The organism is Sphingomonas sp. Leaf231 (assembly GCF_001421995.1).
Taxonomy (GTDB): Bacteria; Pseudomonadota; Alphaproteobacteria; order Sphingomonadales; family Sphingomonadaceae; genus Sphingomonas.
This window is the reverse complement of record NZ_LMLS01000002.1, coordinates 290288-311709: the sequence shown is the minus strand read 5'-3', so window position 1 is coordinate 311709 and position 21422 is coordinate 290288. Positions and strand designations below refer to the sequence as shown.

At 68.4% G+C, this 21422-nt stretch carries 18 protein-coding genes; 8 read left to right on the top strand and 10 right to left on the bottom strand.

Annotated elements, in window-relative coordinates; all coding sequences use genetic code 11:
• The first annotated feature begins 107 nt into the window (after positions 1 to 107).
• Together ASE95_RS07755 and ASE95_RS07750 are read left to right on the top strand one after the other, a co-directional pair.
• Positions 108 to 539 carry a hypothetical protein gene (locus ASE95_RS07755; RefSeq protein WP_156347931.1) on the top strand — a complete coding sequence of 144 codons (432 nt, stop codon included), beginning with the start codon at positions 108 to 110 and terminating at the stop codon, positions 537 to 539.
• Between the two features lie 96 nt (positions 540 to 635).
• The gene (locus ASE95_RS07750; RefSeq protein ID WP_056634118.1) at positions 636 to 2555 is read left to right on the top strand and encodes a TonB-dependent receptor domain-containing protein; all 1920 of its coding nucleotides are present in this window, start codon (positions 636 to 638) and stop codon (positions 2553 to 2555) included.
• Between the two features lie 45 nt (positions 2556 to 2600).
• Here ASE95_RS07750 and ASE95_RS07745 read toward each other — a convergent pair whose 3' ends face one another.
• Positions 2601 to 5039: a TonB-dependent receptor plug domain-containing protein gene (locus ASE95_RS07745; RefSeq protein ID WP_056634115.1), complete on the bottom strand. Its 2439-nt coding sequence runs from the start codon at positions 5037 to 5039 to the stop codon at positions 2601 to 2603.
• Between the two features lie 159 nt (positions 5040 to 5198).
• Positions 5199 to 6260 carry an SDR family oxidoreductase gene (locus ASE95_RS07740; RefSeq protein WP_056634112.1) on the bottom strand — a complete coding sequence of 354 codons (1062 nt, stop codon included), beginning with the start codon at positions 6258 to 6260 and terminating at the stop codon, positions 5199 to 5201.
• Between the two features lie 101 nt (positions 6261 to 6361).
• Between ASE95_RS07740 and ASE95_RS07735 the strand changes: the two genes are divergently transcribed.
• Positions 6362 to 6739 (top strand): winged helix-turn-helix transcriptional regulator, encoded by a 378-nt coding sequence (locus tag ASE95_RS07735; protein WP_056634109.1) that lies wholly within the window; start codon positions 6362 to 6364, stop codon positions 6737 to 6739.
• Between the two features lie 33 nt (positions 6740 to 6772).
• Here ASE95_RS07735 and glsA read toward each other — a convergent pair whose 3' ends face one another.
• Positions 6773 to 7684 carry a glutaminase A gene (gene glsA / locus ASE95_RS07730; RefSeq protein WP_056634105.1) on the bottom strand — a complete coding sequence of 304 codons (912 nt, stop codon included), beginning with the start codon at positions 7682 to 7684 and terminating at the stop codon, positions 6773 to 6775.
• A 204-nt stretch (positions 7685 to 7888) separates the two neighbouring features.
• On the bottom strand, positions 7889 to 9229 hold the full coding sequence (locus ASE95_RS07725; protein WP_056634102.1) for a methyl-accepting chemotaxis protein: 1341 nt from the start codon (positions 9227 to 9229) through the stop codon (positions 7889 to 7891).
• A 150-nt stretch (positions 9230 to 9379) separates the two neighbouring features.
• Here ASE95_RS07725 and ASE95_RS07720 point away from each other — a divergent pair, with 150 nt between their 5' ends.
• Both ASE95_RS07720 and ASE95_RS07715 read left to right on the top strand, forming a co-directional pair.
• Positions 9380 to 9637, top strand: a complete 258-nt coding sequence (locus ASE95_RS07720) for a hypothetical protein (RefSeq protein WP_056634099.1) — start codon at positions 9380 to 9382, stop codon at positions 9635 to 9637.
• Positions 9638 to 9679: 42 nt separating this feature from the next.
• On the top strand, positions 9680 to 10375 hold the full coding sequence (locus ASE95_RS07715; RefSeq protein ID WP_056634097.1) for a cell wall hydrolase: 696 nt from the start codon (positions 9680 to 9682) through the stop codon (positions 10373 to 10375).
• Here ASE95_RS07715 and ASE95_RS07710 read toward each other — a convergent pair.
• Complete coding sequence (locus tag ASE95_RS07710; RefSeq protein ID WP_156347930.1) at positions 10321 to 11046, bottom strand: 3-keto-disaccharide hydrolase; 726 nt, start codon at positions 11044 to 11046, stop codon at positions 10321 to 10323. The two genes, ASE95_RS07715 and ASE95_RS07710, sit on opposite strands and share 55 nt — an antisense overlap.
• 156 nt (positions 11047 to 11202) lie before the next feature.
• Here ASE95_RS07710 and ASE95_RS07705 point away from each other — a divergent pair, with 156 nt between their 5' ends.
• Positions 11203 to 13140, top strand: a complete 1938-nt coding sequence (locus tag ASE95_RS07705; protein ID WP_082450005.1) for a putative bifunctional diguanylate cyclase/phosphodiesterase — start codon at positions 11203 to 11205, stop codon at positions 13138 to 13140.
• Positions 13141 to 13318: 178 nt separating this feature from the next.
• Here ASE95_RS07705 and ASE95_RS07700 read toward each other — a convergent pair whose 3' ends face one another.
• Positions 13319 to 14182, bottom strand: coding sequence for a crotonase/enoyl-CoA hydratase family protein (locus tag ASE95_RS07700; RefSeq protein ID WP_056634091.1), 864 nt, complete (start codon positions 14180 to 14182; stop codon positions 13319 to 13321).
• A gap of 146 nt (positions 14183 to 14328) precedes the next feature.
• Here ASE95_RS07700 and ASE95_RS07695 point away from each other — a divergent pair, with 146 nt between their 5' ends.
• Complete coding sequence (locus ASE95_RS07695; RefSeq protein ID WP_056635917.1) at positions 14329 to 14793, top strand: YaiI/YqxD family protein; 465 nt, start codon at positions 14329 to 14331, stop codon at positions 14791 to 14793.
• A gap of 385 nt (positions 14794 to 15178) precedes the next feature.
• On the top strand, positions 15179 to 16897 hold the full coding sequence (locus ASE95_RS07690; RefSeq protein ID WP_235528277.1) for an aspartyl protease family protein: 1719 nt from the start codon (positions 15179 to 15181) through the stop codon (positions 16895 to 16897).
• 284 nt (positions 16898 to 17181) lie between these two features.
• On the opposite strand, the gene ASE95_RS17600 is transcribed toward ASE95_RS07690, so the two are convergent.
• The 4 genes from ASE95_RS17600 to ASE95_RS07675 form a co-directional block, all read right to left on the bottom strand.
• Entirely contained in the window at positions 17182 to 17364 is a 183-nt protein-coding gene (locus ASE95_RS17600) for a hypothetical protein (RefSeq protein WP_156347929.1), read from the bottom strand.
• Between the two features lie 94 nt (positions 17365 to 17458).
• Positions 17459 to 18736, bottom strand: a complete 1278-nt coding sequence (locus tag ASE95_RS07685; protein ID WP_082450004.1) for a sulfotransferase family protein — start codon at positions 18734 to 18736, stop codon at positions 17459 to 17461.
• A gap of 474 nt (positions 18737 to 19210) precedes the next feature.
• Positions 19211 to 20197, bottom strand: a complete 987-nt coding sequence (locus tag ASE95_RS07680; protein ID WP_056634084.1) for an AraC family transcriptional regulator — start codon at positions 20195 to 20197, stop codon at positions 19211 to 19213.
• Positions 20185 to 21159, bottom strand: a complete 975-nt coding sequence (locus tag ASE95_RS07675; protein WP_056634081.1) for a helix-turn-helix transcriptional regulator — start codon at positions 21157 to 21159, stop codon at positions 20185 to 20187. The genes ASE95_RS07680 and ASE95_RS07675 overlap by 13 nt, the downstream gene beginning before the upstream one ends.
• Between the last annotated feature and the right edge of the window lie 263 nt (positions 21160 to 21422).

Sequence of the window (21422 nt, the reverse complement as noted above, 5' to 3'; positions counted from 1 at the left end):
CCCCACCCACCGGGTTGAAACTGGCTATCTCCTCCGTCGCCGGCGGCAATGCACGTTTCGCGACGACGCTCGCGTCCGAGGCTGGATGAGGAACCGTCATGGCGTTTATGGAACACATCGCCGTCGTCGCCCCCGCCGCGCCCGAGAGCAACAGGATCGTGGTCCGGTTGCTGCGGCATTATTGCGGCACGCGCGATCACACCGGTGAGGAGACGGCGCTCTCCCGCCTCGTCGCACTCGGCGAAAGTCTGCGCATCCCGCCCGCGGGAAGCGTCGCGCTGAGGAGCGTCTTCCAATTGGCCGAGGCGGTGCTCGAACGACGACTGGTCGCCGGACGTTGTTGCTCGCGCACCCTCAACCACGACGAACGCGCAATCATCCGACTGTTCGATGCGCGCGCTTCGACCGCGCCCGGCGAGGATCTGCACGCGATGTCGCACGGTCTGGGCCACGCGCTGTCTTGGGCGGTCTTCAGTGCAAGATGGTTATGCTGCGGGATCTTCGAATGCCCACCGACGGTGCCATCACCGTGCCGATAGGGCAGCCGACCGACACCGTCCTGCGGCCGCCAAGGCGGATCCGCTTTGATGTTGGTGGCGTCGCGGCCCTTCGCTAAAGGGCAGGCGGGAGCATCTATGTACAAGGTCATTGTGATGGCGTTCGCCACCTTCGGGTGCGCGGGGCAAGCGGCGGCGCAGCGCGCCGACCAGAATGCGGCCCGCGCCGCCGAGGATGCGTTCGGCGTCAGCTATGCCAATGAATCGGTCGGGCTGTACGACGAGGACGACGTGCGCGGCTTTTCTCCGATCGATGCCGGCAACGTGCGGATCGAAGGGCTGTACATCGATCAGCAGGCGGACCTCAGCTATCGCATCGTCGACAGCTCGATCATCCGCGTCGGCCTGACCGCGATCGACTATCCGTTTCCCGCGCCCACCGGCATCGCCGACTTCCGCCTGCCCGCCGCGCCGCAGGCGTTGGTGCTGAGCCCGCGGGCCAACGCCGGAACCTTCGGCGATGCCAGCATCGAGTTCGACGTCCGCGCACCGATCGTGGCCGACACGCTGTCGTTTGCCGGCGGAGTGGCCCTGTACCGCGACGATGAATGGTTCGGCGGTACGCCGAAGTCCTTTTCCGGCGGGGTCGGCATCCGGTGGAAGCCGGCGCGCGATACCGAGATCATTCCGTTCTGGAGCATCGACACGACGTGGAGCGAGGAGCCGGTGCCGACCTATTTCACCAGTGGTGCGTTCGTCCCGCCGCGCGTGCGCGACCGTCGCCGCTACACGGGGCAGCCATGGGCGATCAGCAGCAGCCGCGGCAGCAACGCGGGCGTGATCGCGCGCACCGGACTGGGGGTGTGGTCGCTGGCCACCGGTCTGTTCCGGTCGATCTACGCCATCAACCGCGACCGAACGACGTTGTGGCTCGACGTTGACCAGGCGGGCACCGGCGCGGAAACCGTCTACGCGGCCCCGCCCTCACGCTACGCGTCCACATCGGGGGAATTGCGTGTATCGCGCGCGATCGCGGAGGGGCCGCGCGTGCACCGGTTCCATGCATCGGTACGCGCCCGCGATCAGGCCCGCCTCTACGGCGAAGCGGAAAGCCTTGCCCTGCCGATGCGCGACATCGCGACCCGCGCACCGGCAGGCGAACCGCCGTTCGCCTTCGCGGCGCGCACGCCGGACGACGTTCGGCAGATAACCGGCGGCCTCGCCTATGAAGGGCGGTGGAAGGGTCGCGGCAGCCTGAACCTCGGCATCCAGAAAACCGACTATCGCAAGCACGTCCGCCCGCGTGGCCGCGACGGTATCGTGGCGCGGGACCGGCCATGGCTGTTCAACCTGATGGCGTCGATCGACGTCGCGGCCGGCGCATCGGCCTATGCCGGCGTGACGCGCGGGCTGGAGGAAAGCGAAGTCGCGCCGGACGTCGCGGTCAATCGCAACGCCGCACCACCCGCGTTGCGCACGCGACAGGTGGATGCGGGGCTGCGCCTTTCGCTGGGCAAGTTGCAGGCGGCGGTTGGCGCGTTCGATGTGCGCAAGCCCTATTTCAATCTCGACGCCGCGACCGTCTACCGCCGGCTGGGCGAGGTTCGCCATCGCGGGATCGAAGGGTCGCTGAGCGGTGACGTCACGCCGTACGCCAGCCTCGTCGCCGGCGCGGTCCTGCTCGATCCGCGCGTCACAGGCGAGCTTGTGGCAGACGGGACGATCGGCGACCGGCCGGTCGGCACCAGCCGCAGCCGTATCGTGCTGGCGCTCGACGTGCACCCCGCCGGTTGGAACGGCTCTTCCCTCGACGTTCAGGTGACCCGCCATGGCGGATCGTTCGCGGATCAGGCCAATACCGTCCGCCTGCCATCGCGCCCGGCGATCGCGCTGGGCGCACGACACCGACTGCGGATGGCGCGGCGGGAGGTGATCGCCCGCGTGCAGGTGACCAACCTGTTCGACACCTATCGCTGGATCGCCGATTCCTCGGGTGGCCTGAGCTACAACGCCGGCCGTTACGTGGGATTGTCGCTCGCGACCGACCTCGAAACCTGAGTCACCCTGCCATCGGCCGGAGTGCCTCAGGTTTCGGCGTATCGCTCACCACGTCAGGTTGAGACGCCCGTAGATCTGCCGCCCGTTGAACCCGAACGGCGAATAATAAGGGAATGCCGTCACGCCGTTGTTGTTGAGCGAGGCGGGCGTGGTGTTCGGATAGACGTCGAACAGATTGTCCGCACCCAGCGCCAGCGTGACGTTGTCGTTGAAACGATAACGCCCCTCCAGATCGATCACCGTGTTGCGCCCGGTGTAGACGTCGTTGGCCAGCACGGTGCCGGGTTGCAGCACGTTGCCGTAGTGAACCGCGCGTAACGTCGCGCCCAGCGTGTCGGTGCGCCAGTCGACCGAACCGACGATCTTGGTGCGCGGCGTGCCCTGCTCGATCGTCAGGACGCGGTTGCGCCCGAACAGGCTGGGCGCGGGGTTGAGCGCCGCGGTCGACGTCGGCACGCGATCGACCGAGATGTCGTTCAGGTTCGCCGCCGCGCTCAGGTTGAACGTGCCCAGATTGTCGGTGCGCCATGTGTAGGCCGCGACGATGTCGACCCCCTTGGTCGTGGTCTGCACGCCGTTGATGAAGAACCGCGCCGCCTGCACGTCGAACGGCGACAGCAGCGCACCCACCTGCGCGCTGGCTGCGGCCTGGATATTCTCCGACAGCGCGATCTGGTCGCGGATGCGGATGCGATAGCCGTCGACGGTCAGGCTGAATCCGCCGAAGCGCACCACCGTACCCAGCGAATAGCTGCGCGACTTCTCGGGATCGAGCGGCAATGCGCCCAGCGCCCGCGCGATGTCGCTGGCGACCGGATACAGGCCGGTTTCCAGGATTTCGCCGCCGGTCACCAGCGTCTGCGTGGAGGTGTAATATTGCTGCTGGAGCGACGGCGCGCGGAACCCGGTCGATACCGAGCCGCGGAACGCCAGCCACGGCGCGACGTCATACCGCGCGGACAGCTTGGCGGTCGCGGTTTCGCCGAAGTCCGAATAGCTTTCGCCGCGCGCCGCCGCGCCGATCGTCAACCGATCCCACAAACGCGCCTCGACATCCAGGTAGAGGCTGCCGTTGCTGCGATGCGCGTCGACCTCGTTCTCGGGACGGAAGCCGACGAAGCCCTGCGCACCCGACGCGAGACGGGGGTCCGCCCCCGGTGCGCGGTCGTAGCTCTCCGGCTGACCCGCGCCGATCGCGAACCCTTCGCGACGATATTCCGCGCCGCCCGCGATGTTGATGACCGCCGCACCGAGCGAATATTCGCGCGCCAGGTCCAGTCCGGCGACCAGCTGGTCGTAGCGCAATTGTCCGCTGTCGAAATCGCGCGGCGATGCATTGCCATAGGTGCTGTTCGCCGAATCGCGCGTCGCGAAGTCGATCGTGTTGCGCCCGTAGCTGACGGTCACATCGGCGTTCCACCCGCCGATCTCGCCGCGCACGCCGGCGGTGGCGTTATAATCCTTCGATCGGGTGCCGATCAGCGGCAGGAAACCGCCGGGATACAGCCCGCGCACCGCTTCGGCGTTCAGATTGTTCGCATCCGCCACACGCGGGAAGGCGGCGCTCTCGCCGTCGCGCTGCTGGAAACCGCCATTGGCATAGGCGGTCCAGCCGCTGTCGCCCAGCGGCACCGCGGCGTTGACGTACACCGTGCCCTGCTCGATCTCCGGATCGCCGAAACGTGCGCGGATCCGCTGCGGCGCGGGACCGCGTGGGTCGATGTCGGCGCGGTTGGTCGGCTGACGCGTCACATATTCGCCCGACAGCGTCAGGAAGCCGTCATTGCCGAGGCCGAAGCCCTTCCACCCGCTGAACGACACCGACTCGCCGTCGCGCAGCGAGCGCGAGGTGCGCGCCGCATCATATTTCGTCGCGAAGGTGCCGAAGGTGACGTTCGCACCCCCGCCCGAGCGCGCTTCGCGCAGGCGCAGGTTGATGACCCCGGCGATCGCATCGGAGCCATATTGCGCCGACGCGCCCTCGCGCAGCACCTCGACGCGGTCGAGCGCGACCGTGGGGATCGTGTTCAGATCGACCGCGGCCGAACCGCGGCCGACCGAACCGTTGATGTTGAGCAATGCCGATGGGTGGGCGCGGGTGCCGTTGACCAGCACCAGCGTCTGGTCGGGCGACAGTCCGCGCAGCGTCGCAGGACGGATCGCATCGGTGCCGTCGACGGCGGCCTGACGCGGGAAGTCGATCGACGGCGCGACCGCCGACAATGCGTCCGCCAGTTCGGTCGTGCCCTGCGCGCGCAGCGTGTCGCCGCTCAACACGTCGACCGGCGACACGGTGTCCAGCCGGCTGCGCCCCGGCGCGCGCGTGCCGGTAACGACGACTTCGTTGTCGGCCGGCGGTTCGGCGGCCGGCTCGGCATCGCTCGCCACGGCTGGCGAAGTCTCGGCTGGGGCGTTCTGGGCCAGCGCCGGGGTGGTGAACATCAGGGTGGCGCTGGCAAGCAACATGGATCGGGCGGTACGCATCGGCGATTCCCTTGTGGTCGTTATTTTCGTTGGTCGGATCGACATTCCGTAGGCGCACGAGGGAGATAAGCGATGCAATCCTTGCTTGTCCGCCCGTTAGCCGCGCTTCACGCCCGGCAGGATCGACGATCATCGATCCCGTAAGCGCGACCGACGCGCCTACGGGATCAGCCGGTCGGCGCGCAGTTGCCCGAACAGCGCGAAGAACGCGTCGTCGGTCGGCTGATAGGCGGTGAACCCCAGCCGCCGGCTTTTGGACATGTCGGTCACCACCTCGATCGGGCGGCCGAGATCGGCGTCGGTATGCCAGGGCGAGGCGAGCCGCGATAGATCGGCTTCGGCCAGCCCCTCGCGCGTCGCGATCCGCCGCCACACTTCCGCGTCGTCGGCCATTTGGTCGGCAAGCGGGCGGAGCGTGCCGTCGAACGGTGCCGCCTCCAGCCCGAACCATGCCGCGATCCGCCCCCACATCCATTGCCAGCGAAACACGTCGCCGTTGACGATGTTGAACGCCTCGTCATGCGCCGCCGGAGTCTCGACCGCCCACAGCAATTGCTGCGCAAGCTGACGTGCGTCGGTCATGTCGGTCAGACCGTGCCATTGCGCGGGCGATCCCGGAAAGGCGAACGGCCGCCCGGTTTCGCGACACAGGCTGGCATAGACCGCCAGCGTCGTGCCCATGTTCATGGCATTGCCCACCGCCTTGCCGATCACCGTATGCGGGCGGTGCACGCTCCACGTGAAGCGGTCGCGGGCCGCCGCCGCGAACAGTTCGTCCTCCTGCGCGTAATAGAAATTGTCGACGTCCAGCCGCCCCTGCTCCTCGCGGAACGGCGTCTGCGGCAACGTGCCTTTGCCATATGCCTCGAACGGCCCGAGGTAATGTTTCAGGCCCGTCACCAGCGCGACGTGGCGCGGACGGGTGGCACGCGGCAGCGCCGCGAGCAGGTTGCGGACCATGGCCGCGTTGACGCGGATGTTCTCCGCCTCGGTCTCCTGTCGCGCCCATGTGGTGATGAACACCGCGTCGGGATCGACCCCGGCCAGCGCCGCGGCGGTCGCGTCCGCATCCTGCAGGTCGGCGGCGACCGGCGTCACCCCGGCCTGCGCGGTCGGGCGGCGGGACAGCCCGTGAACCGTCCATCCCCGTTCCGCCAGCAGCGCCGCCGTCGCGCCGCCGACGATCCCGCTCGCCCCCGCTATCAATGCCGTACCGGCCATGTGCGTCCTTTCCGATGTCGTGTCGGCGATGGACCTAGGCAGCGCGTCGGGCCGTTTCCAGACGGCACCCGTTCCACCCCACGCACCCGGAGGTACCCATCATGAAACCCGGAACGGCGGAGGAGGAATGGCGCGAGGATTGCGCGCCCCGCCGCGTGCTCGCGCTGTTCGCGACCAAATGGACCAGCATGGTGCTTCACACGCTGCACACCCGCCACGACGGCGCATCACGAACCGGCGCGCTCCAGCGCAGCCTGCCCGGCGTGTCCCAGAAGATGCTGACGCAGACGCTGCGTGCGATGGAAGACGGCGGGCTGGTCACCCGCCATGTGCAGGGCACGTCGCCACCGGCGGTCGAATACCGGCTGACCGATCTGGGCCGGCGGTTCGTGGAGCCGGTGGAATGGCTCTACGCATGGGGTCGCGACAATGCCGACGCGCTGGACCAGCTCGGCAGCCCGACCGCGCGCCGCGACTAGGGTGGCGCGGCCGGGGCGGAGCGTCGCGCCGCGTTAATCGACGGGCGGGCCGAACACCGACCAGCCGGTCCGCGCCGCCAGCATCTCCAGCGCACGCACGCCAAGGATGGAATTTCCGTGCTGGTCGAGGTTGGGGGACCAGACCGCGATCGACGCACGCTCCGGCGCGATCGCCAGGATGCCGCCGCCGACGCCGCTCTTCGCGGGCAGCCCGACGCGCACCGCGAAGTCGCCCGATCCGTCGTAATGGCCGCACGTCATCATCAGCGCCAGAACGGTGCGCATCCGCCGCGCGCGTGCGCTTTCGTCCGCATCGCCGTCGTGCAGCCGGGTCTGCGTCAGGAACTGTCCCGCCAGCGCCAGTCCAGCACAATCAACCGTGATCGCGCATTGCCGTCCGTACGCATCCATGACGCGGTCGAGAGGGGCCGCGACATTGTCGTGGTGCTTCATGAAACTGAGCATCGCGCGGTTCAAATGCCCGCCCTCGCCCAGCACCTCCTCGTCCAGCGTCACCGATTGCCCGTCCAGTTGCGCGCGGACGAAATCCACCACGACGTCCACATCGTCATGCGCCGCCAGCAACAGGTCGACCACGACCAGCGCGCCAGCGTTGATGAACGGATTCCGGGGCACGCCGTCGGTGCGCTCCAGGTCGATGACCGAGTTGAACGGGTCGCCGGACGGCTCGCGCCCCACCCGCTCGAACACGCGGTCGCCGTGCGCGCGGAGCGCCAGGTCGAGCGCCAGCACCTTCGCGATGCTTTGTATCGGAAACGTCCGGTCCGCCGCCCCCGCGGTCAGTACGCCGTCCGGCGTGGCGGCCGCGATCCCGAACGGTCCCGGCGTGGCGTCTTTGTCCTTCGCGTCGGCGGCGCGCTCGATCTCGGCGGCGTCCCCGGCGATCTCTGCGGCGATGTCGGCGATGATGCGGTCGATGTCCATGGCGGACCAACGTGCCGGTGCAGGGGACGGGTCCGACGGGTCCGGCTCGGCCGCGACGACAGGGCGATCCAGTCCGCGCCGCGGATAGAGGCCGTGGAACAGGTCGCCCGGCGCGCGGCTGCAATATTCGCCACTGCCGCGCGCGGACGAACCGGATGAACGGAGATGTGCGCCGGGTCGACCGGACAGAGAGGCGGATCGGTATTACGCCGCGTATCTTGCCGCAGCGCGTGCGCCCGTGTCGAGCGTCGTAACCGTGGCCGCGCCGCGCGTTGCGACATCGTCGCCCAGCCGGAAGCGGCCCGTCTCGGCGGACATGCGGCCGGTCTGCTCGGTCAGGCTGGCGGTGGCCGCCATCGTCTGCTCGACCATCGCGGCATTCTGCTGCGTCACGCCGTCCATCTCGGCGACTGCCAGATTGACCTGATGCAACCCGGTCGCCTGCTGATCGGCGGCCGCGGCGATGTCCGACACCAGCACGCTGATGTTGGCGATCCGCCCGGAGATACGATCCAGCGACGATCCCGCCTCCGCGACCAGCTTCACGCCGGCATCGACCTGCTGGCTGGATGCAGTGATCTTCGCCTTCACGTCCTTGGCGGCGTCGGCGGAGCGCTGCGCCAGCGCGCGAACCTCGCTGGCGACCACCGCGAAGCCCTTGCCGGCATCGCCGGCGCGCGCGGCCTCGACCCCGGCGTTCAGCGCCAGGAGGTTCGTCTGGAACGCGATGCCGTCGATCACTGCGATGATCTCGGAGATTTCCGCCGAGCCGCGCTCGATCCCGTTCATCGCCGCGACCGCACGCACCACCACGTCGCCCGACGCCTCGGCATCCTGCCGCGCCTCGGTAACCGCGTCGTTGGCGCGGGTGGCGTTGACGGCGGTTTCCTGCACGGTGGTGGTGATCTCGTGCATCGCCGCCGCGGCCTGTTCCAGCGACGCGGCCTGCTGCTCGGTACGGCGCGACAGGTCGTCGGCGGCGCGGTAGATGTCGTGCGCGCCATCGGCGATGCCGGCGGCGCTGGTGTTGACCACGAACAATGCCTGCGCCAGCGCGGCGGCGGCGGCGTTGAAATCTTCCTTCAGCTTGGCGAACGGCCCGCTCAGGTCGGCGGTGATGCGGTGGCTCAGGTTGCCGCCCGCGATCTCGTTCAGCCCCGATCCCATCGCCAGCGCCATTATGCGCTGCGTCTGGCATTCGGCCGCCGCCAGCGAGCTTTCGCGAAAGCTCTCCATCGCCTTGGTCATCCGGCCCACGCAATCACGGTGCTGGGTGTAGCGGACGGGGCTGTCGAGATCCCCCGCTGCCAACGCTTCCATCCGCAGCACGGTGTTCACGTAGGGCGTGCAGATCAGCCTGCCCGCCACCAGCGTGACGGCGACGGTCGCCAGCCACAACGCACCTGCCCCGGCCGCGATCGGCATCGCGCCTCCCGCCGCATGGGCGGCAAGCGCCGCCAGCGCGCCGGACAAGACGGCATAGACGATCAGCAGCACCTTGAACTTCAGGCGGATCGGGGCGATTTCTTCGAACCACTTCAGCATCGGTCTTATCGCTTTCGGCGCAGCGTCGGGATGCCATCGGCTTGAACTACATGGGTAAAAGGCGGATTAATCGCCGCACATCGGCTGTTGCGATGCGACCAATGTCTAATCGAATCGCACATTGTCCGACCTGTGCTAACAGCGCCCGCCATGATGGACGGAATCGCCGATATCGAGCTTCGCCACGGTGCGCGCCGCGCCCGGGCCTATCTGCGCGCCGAACCGGTGATCCGCTGCATCGAAGGGGCGATCCGCGACCATCGCCGCGAAACCGGACGGGCGGAAGCGTTTCCTCCGCTCGCGCGGCTGGTGGCGCTGTGCCACGATGCGGGGCTGACGGCGGCGCGCGGCGGGCCGGTGACGCGCAGCACCGTGGTGCGCGCACTGAAGCTGATGGGATTGCGATGACCGGCGGGCGCGTCGTGCGGATCGCCCAGTAGCGCCACCGACATGGCCACGCGCCGCCCCCCACCCCGCACCCGCGCCGCGCCCCGCGTGCGGACGCGGCGACGCGACTCGTCGCTGCGACGCTGGTGGCTGTTGCTCGCCGCGACGGTGCTGGCCGCGCTGGCGATCGCGATGCTGGGGCCGCGCGACGTGCCGCCAGCGCGCGTCCGCCCGCTGTCGATGGCGGCGGCGCGTGCCTCGAACGCGGCGGTCCCGATCATGCGCGGCCGCGCCGCCGCACCCTACCGCTTTCGCGGCGGACCGGCGACACGCGCGCAGGCAGTCGATTGCCTCGCCACCGCCGCCCTGTACGAAATCGGCAACGACGCGCTCGGACAACGCGCGGTGATGCAGGTGATCCTCAACCGCGTGCGTCGCCCCGGCTTTCCCAAAACGATCTGCGGCGTCGTCTATCAGGGCGCAGCACGCGCGACCGGCTGCCAATTCTCCTTCACCTGCGACCGATCGTTCGCGCGCCGCCCGCAACATTCGGGCTGGGCACGCGCGCGCCGTCATGCGCGCCGCGCGCTGGCCGGCGCGGTGTTCGCGCCGGTCGGACGCGCGACGCACTATCACGCCGACTGGATGGTCCCGTACTGGCGCGACACGCTGGCGAAGGTCGGGCGGGTCGGCCCGCACCTGTTCTACGAACGCAGGGGCCGCAGCTTGATCGCGCGGAACGACACCGGCTCACCGTGATCCTGCAGGCCGATGACGCCGCTGGGGAACGTCCCGAACAACGGCATGCCGCGGAACTTCGACGCCGCCACCCGCGCGCGCCATGCATCGTCGCCGTACGGCACGTCCGCGGTCATCGTGCCGTTCAGCCACTGGCGGATGCGCCCGCGCTCGACCAGCAGCCGCGCGTGGTTCCACTGGCCCGCCGGCTTCGCCACGCCGGGCGGCGGCACCGTGATGTCGTACAGCGCGCCGGCGCGGTGCGACGGGATCTTGCCGTCGGGATGACCGGCATCGTCGAGCACCTGCATTTCCAGTCCGGTTTCGTACAGGCGCGTCGCGCCGGGCACGTCGCGCGCCAGGTACAGCACCCCGCTGTTGCCGCCCGCGCCCACCTTCCAGTCGAGCGTCAGCTCGAACGTGCCGAACGTCCCGGCGGTCACCAGATCGCCGCCGCTCATCTTTCCGTCGGCCTTGGTCAGCACCAGCGCGCCGTCCTTCACCACCCAGGCCGGATTGGGCGCCCCGCCGCCGAACGACTGCCAGCCGCTCAGGTCCCGCCCATTGAACAGCAACCGCCAGCCCGCCGCGCGCTCCTGCGCGGTCAACCCGGCGCTCGCGGTTTGTCGGGCCGGCGCCGGGGCCACTGCCAACACCGCAAGAAAACCCGCCATTGCCAGCCACTTCGCCATCGTCACTCTCCCGGTCCTGTGCAATGGGTGGCGCACGCGGATGCGCCGCGCAAGAGGAACGGCACGCCACCTTCCGCTTGAAGTGACTTGATAAAAATCAAAGATCGGCTTGGGGTCTTCAGGCAATTTATATATTCTGTGTGACATGAGCATCGCATGGCGCGCCTGATCGTCCGGCTGAAGCAGCTTCGGCAATCCGATCACGGGATCACCGAACAGGTGCGGGCGGTGCTGGTCGAGTCGCTGTACGCCTCGCCGCAATCGCTGGTGATCGGCGCGCTGACCAGCACCACGATCGCCGGGGTCGTCGCGCATGCCGCGCACGATGCATGGCTTGCGGTGTGCGCGGCGTTGATCGGCATCGTCGGTGCGGTGCGCATCATCGACGCATTCCGCCCGCACCGGCGCGGTGGTGCCTGCCCGGCCGCATTGCGGCGGCACGAACTGGAATATCGCTTCGGCGCCCTCGCCTATTCCGGGCTGCTCGGCCTGTTCGGTTTTCTGACGCTCACCCGTACCGCGGACGGCGTGCTGCCGCTGCTCGCGGTCACCACCGCGATCGGTTACGCCGCGGGGATCGCGGGGCGCAATGCGGGCCGACCCGCGATCGCGGTCGGTCAGCTGTGCAGCGCCTCGCTGCCGCTGGCCGCCGGCCTGCTGCTCGCACGCCAGCCGTTGAAGGCGGTGCTGGCGGCGGTCATCCTGCTGTTCGTCGTGGCGATGATGGACATCACCCGAAAAACCTACGCAGCGATCCTGAAGGCGACGATCGTCTCGAACGAACATGCCGCGCTCGCCGCGCACCATGCCGCGGTCGCGCGCCGCGACGACCTGACCGGGGTGGCGAACCGCACCGCGTTTCGCGAACAGTTCGAGGAGCGGCTGACTGGTCCGGGCATCGGCCGGCTGGCGCTCTACTGGCTCGACCTCGATCGCTTCAAGGAGGTGAACGACACGTTCGGCCACATGGCCGGCAACGCGCTGCTCGCCGCCGTCGCGACCCGGCTGCGGGAGCGGTTCGGGGAGGACAGCGTGGTCGCGCGCCTGGGCGGGGACGAATTCGCGATCGTCTGTGCGGTGGCCGACGAAGACGAGGCGGTGGCCACCGGCGTGGCCATCCTGTCGCTCGTCCGCGCGCCGGTGCCGTATGATGGTCACAGCCTGCGCACCAGCGTTTCGATCGGGGTGGCGGTGGCGCCGCGTGACGGCCGCGAAGCCGACACTCTGCTGAAGAACGCCGATCTGGCGCTGTACCGCGCCAAGGAAAGCGGGCGCGGCCAGTTCTATTTCTACGAGCCGGTCATGGACGAGAAGGTCGAACGCCGCCGCCAGCTTGGCGGCGAATTGCACGGCGCGCTGGAGCGGGACGAATTCCACCTGTTGTTCCAGCCCATCTTCGACCGTGACGGAACGCGGATCGTGTCGTGCGAGGCGTTGCTGCGCTGGACCAACCGTCGCCATGGCGCGGTGTCCCCCGCCGAGTTCATCCCGATCGCGGAGGACAATGGCCTGATCGACGCGATCGGCGCTTGGGTGCTGTCGCGCGCGTGCCGGGTGGCGCGCGAATGGCCGGACGATGTCACCGTCGCGGTCAATCTGTCGCCGCTGCAGCTACAGGCGACGCGGTTGCCCGCCGTGGTGCTGGATGCGTTGACCGCCAGCGGCTTGCCGCCGGGTCGCCTGACGCTGGAAGTGACCGAGTCGGTGCTGCTGGAGGATAGCGAGACATCGCTCGCCGCGCTGGAGGCGCTGAACCGGTTGGGCGTGTGCACCACGCTGGACGATTTCGGCACTGGCTATTCGTCGCTCGGCTATCTGACGCGCTTTCCGTTCCAGACGCTGAAGATCGATCGCTCGTTCATCGCCGATCTCGATCGCAGCCCGGCCTCGGTGGCGATCGTCCAGACGGTGGTCGATCTCGCCGCAAAGCTGGGGATGCGTACCGTCGCGGAAGGGGTGGAAACGCCGGCTCAGCTCGAACATCTGCGCCGCACCCGCTGCGACGCGGTGCAGGGCTATCTGCTCGCGCGGCCGATGCCGGCGAACCTGGTGGGGGCCATGTTCGCCGGCGATGCGCCCGATCCGGCGTCCTGACGCGGATCGATATCCAGCTTTCCCGCTTGTCGGCGGCGATTTCCGCGACGCCGGCTCGCTTCCCGTCAATCCGGCGCTTCGGCCGGGCGGCCGCTGCCATTGCAGTCGACGCATGACGGTCGCCCCGATCACGTCCGGGCCGGCGCCCGTGGAGGGGGGCGCTGTAGATCGATCCGGTCTAGCGCGCCTTTTCCAGCAATCGTTCCTGCGCCGCCACCAGTCGACGCATCAGCTTCAGGTCGCCTTCCCCCAGTCGCAATGCGGCGTCGGCCCACAGAGCCACTACCGATTCCAGCTCGGCCAGCGGCAGCGGGTTCACCGCGCGCGATGCTTCGTAGATCGCGCAATGCGCACCGTGGCGGCGGCGGTTGGCGCGGATATAGTCCTCCACCATCCGCGGTCCCCCGCCCGTGTCCGCCAGTGCATGGACGAGGCCCATGTCGTACAACTCCTCGGCGCGATAGGTGCGTCCGCTCAGGATCATCTGCTCGGCGCGGGCCGCGCCCAGTCGCCGCGACAGGAAGCAATGCGCCCCCATGCCCGGGAACAGCCCGAACAGCGTCTCGGGCAATCCGAACGTCGCGCCGCGCTCGGCGATGACGACGTTGAACGACAGCAGCGCCTCGAACCCGCCGCCCAACGCGTCGCCCTGGACTAGGCCGATCGTGACGATCGGATGCCCCAGCCCGCACATGTTGCGGTGAAGGATTCGCACGCAGGCATGGCCGTAACGGATCAGCGCGGCGCGATCGCCCGCCCGGATCAGCTTCGCGAACAGGTCGAGGTCGCCACCCAACGAGAACACGCCGGGAAAGTGCGAGCCGAGCACGAGGTAGCGGATCGGCATCGCGCCGCTGGTCATCGCGACGTCGATATCGTCCTGCCATTGAACGAAGTCAGCGAGCAGTCCGGGGTTGAAGCTCGGTCGGGCATGCGGGCGCATGTGCGTCCACAAGGTGTCGAGCGCGGGATCGAAGCGGCTGTCGAGTTGTGCCTGCGCGAACAGCGCGCGCTCCGGTGTAATGGTTTGTTGAAGGGTCATCTTGCCGTTCTTTCGTGGTTACAGCGGGATGCTGCACCGGAAGGATAGACCGGCTTCGATGACGATGGTGACGTCGCGGAACGGGGCGAACGCGGCGCGGCGGGTCACGGCTGGGCGAAGCGCGTCGCGTGTGGCATGGCGCGGCGATGCCCGCTGGTCCCCGCATCCTCGTCGACGCCGACGCCTGCCCGGTGAAGGACGAGATCTACCGGGTCTCCTACCGCCTTTCGGTGCCCGTGACGGTCGTCAGCAACGCGCACCTGCGCATCCCTGCGCACCCGCTGATCGACCGTGTCGTCGTCGGGGACGCGTTCGATGCGGCGGACGACTGGATCGCGGAACATGTCGACGGCGGCGCGCTCGTGATTACCGCGGATATCCTGCTCGCCGACCGCTGCCTGAAGGCGGGCGCCGCGGCGGTCATCGCGCCCAACGGTCGCCCGTTCACCAGCAGTTCGATCGGCAATGCGGTGGCGGTGCGCGCGATCATGAGCGACCTGCGCGCCGGCGGCGACCGGATCGGCGGCCCGCCGCCGTTCTCGAAGGAAGACCGTTCGCGCTTCCTCTCGGCGCTGGATGCCGCACTCGTTCGCGCGCGGCGCGGCGGCTGACCGTCCCGACAAGGATCAGCCCGCCCGAAAAACTGCAAGGAACCGGCCGGGACGAATACCGCGAGAAAGTGGTGCACCTCCCGCTAGTCCGGAAGCAGAACAACCAAAGCATCAACGTAATAAGTGCTTTCTTATCATCGGCATCTTTTCCTTTCCATTCGGCCGAACACGGGTGATTATGGACGGCTCACCACAAAAACCTGCTGGCGATTTCCTGTTCCTTTCGCGTCTTTCGCCCTTTATTAAGCTATCGCCGGCTGCTTAGTTTCGCTTTTGACCGGCTTGTCATGAGTCCGGCACAAAGGCGCTGGAGGGAGAGCCGTCGATGACCGTGGTGCGAGGACGATCGCTGCTTATCCTGCGGGGAGCGCTGGCGGCATTGGCGATGCCTGTATCGTCATCGCCCGCCTGGGCCGCCTGTCAGGTTGCCAAGATGCTTGAACTCCCCGTCACGATGTCGGGACGGCGGCCGATGGTCACGGCTCGTTTCGGCGATCGCGACGCGCGGTTCATCCTCGACAGCGGCGCTTTCTACAGCACCCTGTCCAGGGCGAGCGCGGCCGAACACGGCCTCAACGTGAAGCCGCTGCATCCGTCGTTCCGGCTCAAGGGCGTCGGCGGCGACACCAGCGCATCGTCCGCGGTCGCACAGAATTTCTCGTTGGGCGGGATCACGCTTCCCAAGATCGAGTTCATCGTCGGCGGCAGTGACACGGGGACGACCGGGCTTCTGGGTCAGAACATCCTTGGGCTGGCAGATGTCGAATACGATCTGCCGCATGGCATGGTCCGGCTGATGAAGGTGACGGACTGCGGCAAGACGAACCTCGCTTACTGGGCCGGCGTCAAACCGATCACGGTCCTGAAGCTCGAACGGCAGTCTTCAGGTTCGTTCAAGCCGCACACGGTCGCCGTCGTTCAGATCAATGGCCAATCCGTGAAGGCGTTGTTCGATACCGGGGCGGAAGCGTCGATCCTGTCCCTGTCGGCGGCCAAGCGTCTCGGTGTCACGGCCGATACGGCGGGCGTGGTCGAGGTAGGGGTTGGCAGGGGCGTCGGTCGCAAGACCGTTCGCACATGGCTTGCCCCGTTCGACAGTATCGACATCGGCGGCGAGGCGATCCGGAAACCGCGGATCAACATCGCCGATGTGAGCTTCGGCAACTTCGACATGCTGATCGGCGCGGACTTCTTCCTGACGCACCGCATCTTCGTGTCCAACGCCACGCGAGCCATGTACGTCACCTACGAGGGCGGCCCCTTGTTCGGCGTCAGTCCCAAGGGCGCGCGCACGGCCGGTGGCGAAGCGATTGACCTGACGGACAAGGCTGGAGCGCCCGCCGACGCCGAGGGGTTCAGCCGCCGCGGCGCGGTTTTCGCCTCCAATAACAAGCTGTCCGAAGCGATTGCGAACTTCGACAGGGCGATCGCCCTGGCTCCGTCCGTGTCGCGCTATTACCAGCAGCGCGCCGCGGCGCGGCTCGGCAGTCGCCAGATCCTGCCGGCGCTCGCCGACCTCGACCGTGCGATGGAGATCGCTCCGCGTGATGCCGATGCGCGCCTGATGCGCGCCGGCCTGCGTCTGGGCGGGGGCGACGAAAAGGGGGCCAAAGCGGACCTCGAAGTCGCGGACAGCGCGCTGTCACCCTCCAGCGCCATGCGTCTGACGCTGGCCGGTATGTGGAGCCAGATGCACACACCCGCCGCCGCCCTCACGAATTATGACGCGTGGCTGCAAAGTCATCCCGAGGACGCACGGCGACCGAACGCGCTCAATGGCCGTTGCTGGGCAAGGGCGCAGCTGGGTCGGGAACTCGATCAGGCGCTGTCCGATTGCAACGCCGCGCTCAAGCTCGCGCCTGGAAGCGCCGCGTATCTCGACAGCAGGGCGCTCGTCCGGCTTCGCCGTGGCGAGTTCGAGGCGGCGCTTCGCGATTATGACGACGCACTGAAGAGCAATCCACGCAACGCCTGGTCGCTTTACGCCCGAAGCGTGGCCGCCGCCCGCGCGGGCAAAGCTGCCCAGGCTGCCGCGGACAAGTCGGCAGCCCTGGCGCTTGACCCTCACGTCTCCGCAGAGGCCCGGCGTATCGGCCTCGATTGACCCGGCGCGAACCCTGCCGCTGACGACAACCGTCAGCGGCACGCCAACCGACCCACAGCTCGGCCCATCCGCAAGTCGCCGTCCCGGGGTGGTCAGCCGACCGACGAAGACAATGTTCTCCGCTGCCCGACGCCGTGTTCGCTTGCGCTGCGTTCATACCGGCACCTGCGGCTGTTCTTCCAGATCTTTCACCTGCGCCGCGCAGGGCGGACAAAACGGGCCGTTCGGCTCCGTCGAGGTCGCCGCCATCGCGCCTGCATCGACGACGCCTCCCTCGCGCGCCGTCACTCCGGGATGCACCGTCCCGCCACACCGATCTCGACGCCGCCGGTCGCCTCGACAAACGCTTGCGCCCCCACGAACGCGCTACGCCGCGGGACAAGTCCCTGCGGTTCGACCATCGTGCAGCCGGGGTCGATGAACGCACCGCCCTCGACCGTCATCGCAGCGGACATAGTCCCTGACACCCGACATTCCTTGGCAGCGGCGGATACGACGCCACCCGCGGGAGTGCGCGCGCCGATCGGATGCGCCGCGTGGTCGCAAGCGCCGCCCGCCCGCTCACCCCGTTTCGCGCGCCAGCGCCGCCGCCGCGCCGGACCTCGCCCGCGCGTCGCCGTGCCGTGGACGGTGAGTCGATGCGCTCGTCTCCATATACCGCCGCATCCGCGCGAGTACCCCGGCGGTCAGCGGCAGGCGCAACATGCGATAGACGCGCTCCATTTCCCCGGCCCAGTCGCGTGTGACGTCGTGATAGCCGACGTCCACCTCAGGTGCACTGCTCCGCGCGCGCGCCATCGCGACGCGCTCGGTACGCAGCCGCACCTTGCGCGCCCACTCCGCCTCGACCCATGCCGGATCGACCTCGTGCGACTGGATGCGCATCTGGTTGCACACCAACGTGGTGGCCGACGCGACCACCTCTGCGGGATCGCGGTGCAGGTGGATCAGACGAGCGTCGGGGAATACCTGAAGCAGCGCGGCCAGATCCTGCGTGAATTGCGGCACCTTCAAAATCCACGGCCGCGCCGGTGCCGCGCCGCGCAGCCAGCACAGCGTCTGCAACAACTGCCGGAACTCGCGATAAACCGGCACCGCATCCTCCTGCTCGACGGCGGCGGTATGGGCAGGCACGCGCCATTGCGCCTCGAACGCACTGCCATAGATCGACAGGCTGTGCAGCCCGATCTCCTCGTCGGGGGCCTGCCAGCTGGTCGGATGGATCGCGGAGAAATCCGGATTGAGCAGCCGCGCCATCGTCAGCCCGACCTGCCCCTTCAGCTTGCGCGCGTCGATCGCACCCGGCGCACGACCATCAGCTACCGCGCCCGGGATCGGATTCCAGCTTTCGAAAAATCGCGTGTACGTCAGGCGCGGGTCGCAGGCGAGCAGCCGCTGCATCCGCGTGCTGCCCGATCGCATTTGACCGACGATCACGATCGGGGCGGCGAACGGGCGTGCCGCAATCCCGGGTTGCCGCCGCCACAAGGCGTGTGCGCGAAATCGCGACGCCAGCGCCGACACCAGCTGTCCGTGCGCGATCGTCCGCCCGACATCGCTCAGCTGCGCATGACGCTCCAGATCGTCGCACAGCAGCTCAAGTCGCCTCTTCCATCCCGACCGGTCGTCGTCCGGGGCCGCACGCGCCTTGGCCGCGGCCTTCTCGATCAGCTGCCCGGGGTCGAGGGAGGGCATCGTCGCCCAGCCCTTCGTCCATAGCCGGCGCAACGCGGCATTGGCCAACCGCAATCGCACGGGTGCGACGGCGGCGGACGACGGCGGCGAGAAAAGCGGGGCGACGATGCCGGATACAGGGGGCGCGGGAGCGAACGAGGCCATGTACCATCAACGCCCGGAGCGTCCGCGCGTGCCGCCTTCATGTGAACAAAGCACGCTTTCACAGTATCTTGATTCACGTCAGATCGGGGCATTGGTGGGGCAAGGGTGGGGTCGTCGCCCCCACGACGAACCCCGACTATCGACAATCGCCGACAATATGCCCCGGCCGCCCCCCGGCCTGGAATAATGATACGGCAGCGACCGATGCGCCGACAACAGGGCGAAGCAATTGGGACGTACAGCCCATGACGACAATCATCCGGCCTCGGCCGCGAAACCGATGATGTCGTCGATGTGCCCGCCCCGCCCCGACGCGGCGGGCGGAAGTCAACGGTCCGCCCGGTCGCGAAGGCAAGTCGAAGCGGTTCCGGCGCTGGACTCTACCGAAATTACCCTGCCTTCGCGCGGATCGGGACGGCCGACTGCCCGCTTCGTTCGGACGCGCAGCCGACCCGCGGTACGCTGGCAGCGTCCTCACCCCGCGCGAAACGGCTCGTAACTTTCCTCGAGATGATACGCGCCCGCCCATCGCGGCAAGCGGGCGCGATGGTGGTGGCGCAGGTCCGTGGCTGTCGTGTGGAACACCGCGCGGAACCGTCGGCTGAAACGCGGCATGTCGGTAAGGCCGCAACGGACGGCGATCACCGATACCGGTGCCGTCTCCGCCGGGTCGCACAGCATACGATAGGCCGCCAGCAGACGGCGACGCTCGACCAGCGCGTCGAGCCCGCCGAAGCGGTCCACGGTGGCTGCGACCTCGGGCAGTGGAAGCGCAAGCGTCTTCGCCAGCCCGCACGCGTGCCAGGCCGCAGCCGGCTCGCGATCGACCTGTTCGAGGATGCGGTGCAGCGCGGGCACCGAATGCGGCTGACCGCCGCGTTTAAGATACAGCGGCATGATCGCCATGGCGAGCAGGTCACGCAGCGCACGGCCCTGAAACGGCGCGGTCTCGTCGGGCAAGGCGTCGGCATGATCGAACAGGAAGCGCAGGTGCTCCGATGCCAGCGTCAACGCCGCCGAAGGAGCGATCGCGCCCGACAGCGTCACGCCCGGTAGCGCCTCCTCGATCATGAAGCGCGGCAACGTCACCGCCACGACGTCCAGTCCACTGGGGGAGCGCATCTCCAGCGGGCACGTCAAATCCCACATCAGCGAGGAGCCGGAGCTGGCGACGATCGGTTCGTCGTCGAGCACACCGTCGCTGTCGCCGGTGCGGATGTGGAAGAAGACCATCCGGTCCTCACCATCGGCGTCGATCCGCTCGCGCTGCCGCAAATAGCGCACCGGGCTGACATGGGCGTGCAGCACGTTGACGTCGCCGAGCCGCAGTACGCGCCAATGCGCCGAGAAGCTGGCAGGATCGCCCAGCGCATCGACCTGGTACGACACCGCACCGGCACGAAACAATGCCAGTCGCTGCGCCGGCGCAACGGTGTCGGTGCTGAAGTTTAGCCACTGCATCGGCGCAATCCTGCCGGCGGCTGCCCCGCCTCTTCCCCCGATCCGGCCGGAAGCGCGAAGACGGCGGCGTGGACGGGATCGAGCAGCGCCCCATCGGCGGGACCGCGCACCACGGTCGCACGGACCTGCCCGGCGCTGACCCCGAAGGTACGACGGAACCGTCGACTGAACTGGCTGGGATCGGTGAACCCATGCGCGCGCGCAATCTGCCCGATGCTGCGATGGTCGGCGGGGGAACACAGGACGCGGTGTACCGCCACCAGGCGGCGCTGCATCGCCACCTCGACCAGTCCGCCCGCCGACTCCGCCGCCCGGTAGAGCGACGAACGCGAGCAGCCCAGCGTTCGACACAGGGTCGCCACGCAGACGGGCGTGCAAAGCTGCGTATCGAGATGGGCGACGATCCGCTCCAGCAGGTCGTCGGCGCGGCGTGCGCCGGCTGGCAGAACGGCGAGGCGCATCGCGGTCGCCGCGCCAAGCAATTCGCGCAGCGCGCTGGCGGCCAGCAACGCTTGCGGCTTGTCGAGCGTGGCGGGCGGCAGCATGGCTAGCCCGCGCACGTGACGATACAAGGCGTGCGTCGCGACGGAGGCGGCCAGCACCTCGGCGGTGCGGCCGGGCAGTGCGGCGGAAAAGTATCGACGCGGCGCGGTGACGGCGACCCATCCGTTACCGGGCGCGATGGCGATGTGCAGTTGCGCACCGGACGGGATCGCGATCACGTCGCCCGCGTGGCATCGACGGGGGGCCGCCCCGTCCAGTGCCAGCCGGGTGTCGCCGGGAACGAAGAGCAGGGCGCTGTCGCCGCTCGCCGGCCGCCATGTGGTGACCTGCGCGACGTGCGCCACCACGACCTGACCATATTGGGTCGCCTCACCGCCGGTGTCGGGCCGGGAAGCGTCACGAGCGGTGGCGGAACGGGCGGTGGCGGAACGGGCGGCGTCGCGGGCAACCATGTCCATCACTATAGCCCCCACCGATGTGACAACATTTGTTAGCCGCGAAGCAGCGGGCGCACAAGCGACCGGGGCGACGCGTCTTCTTCTCCTCGCTCAGACAATCTCGAACGTGATGCGGGGTTTATGGCGAAGACAGGTGGTTGGCCCCCGCACTTGCCTGGAAGGACCGCTTGGTCTGTGTCGCGCGAAGGCCGGTGAGATGCACGGGCATGTCGCCGCGATAGACGCAGCCGATGTGGGCTCCGGTAGCTGACCGGGTACGTCGG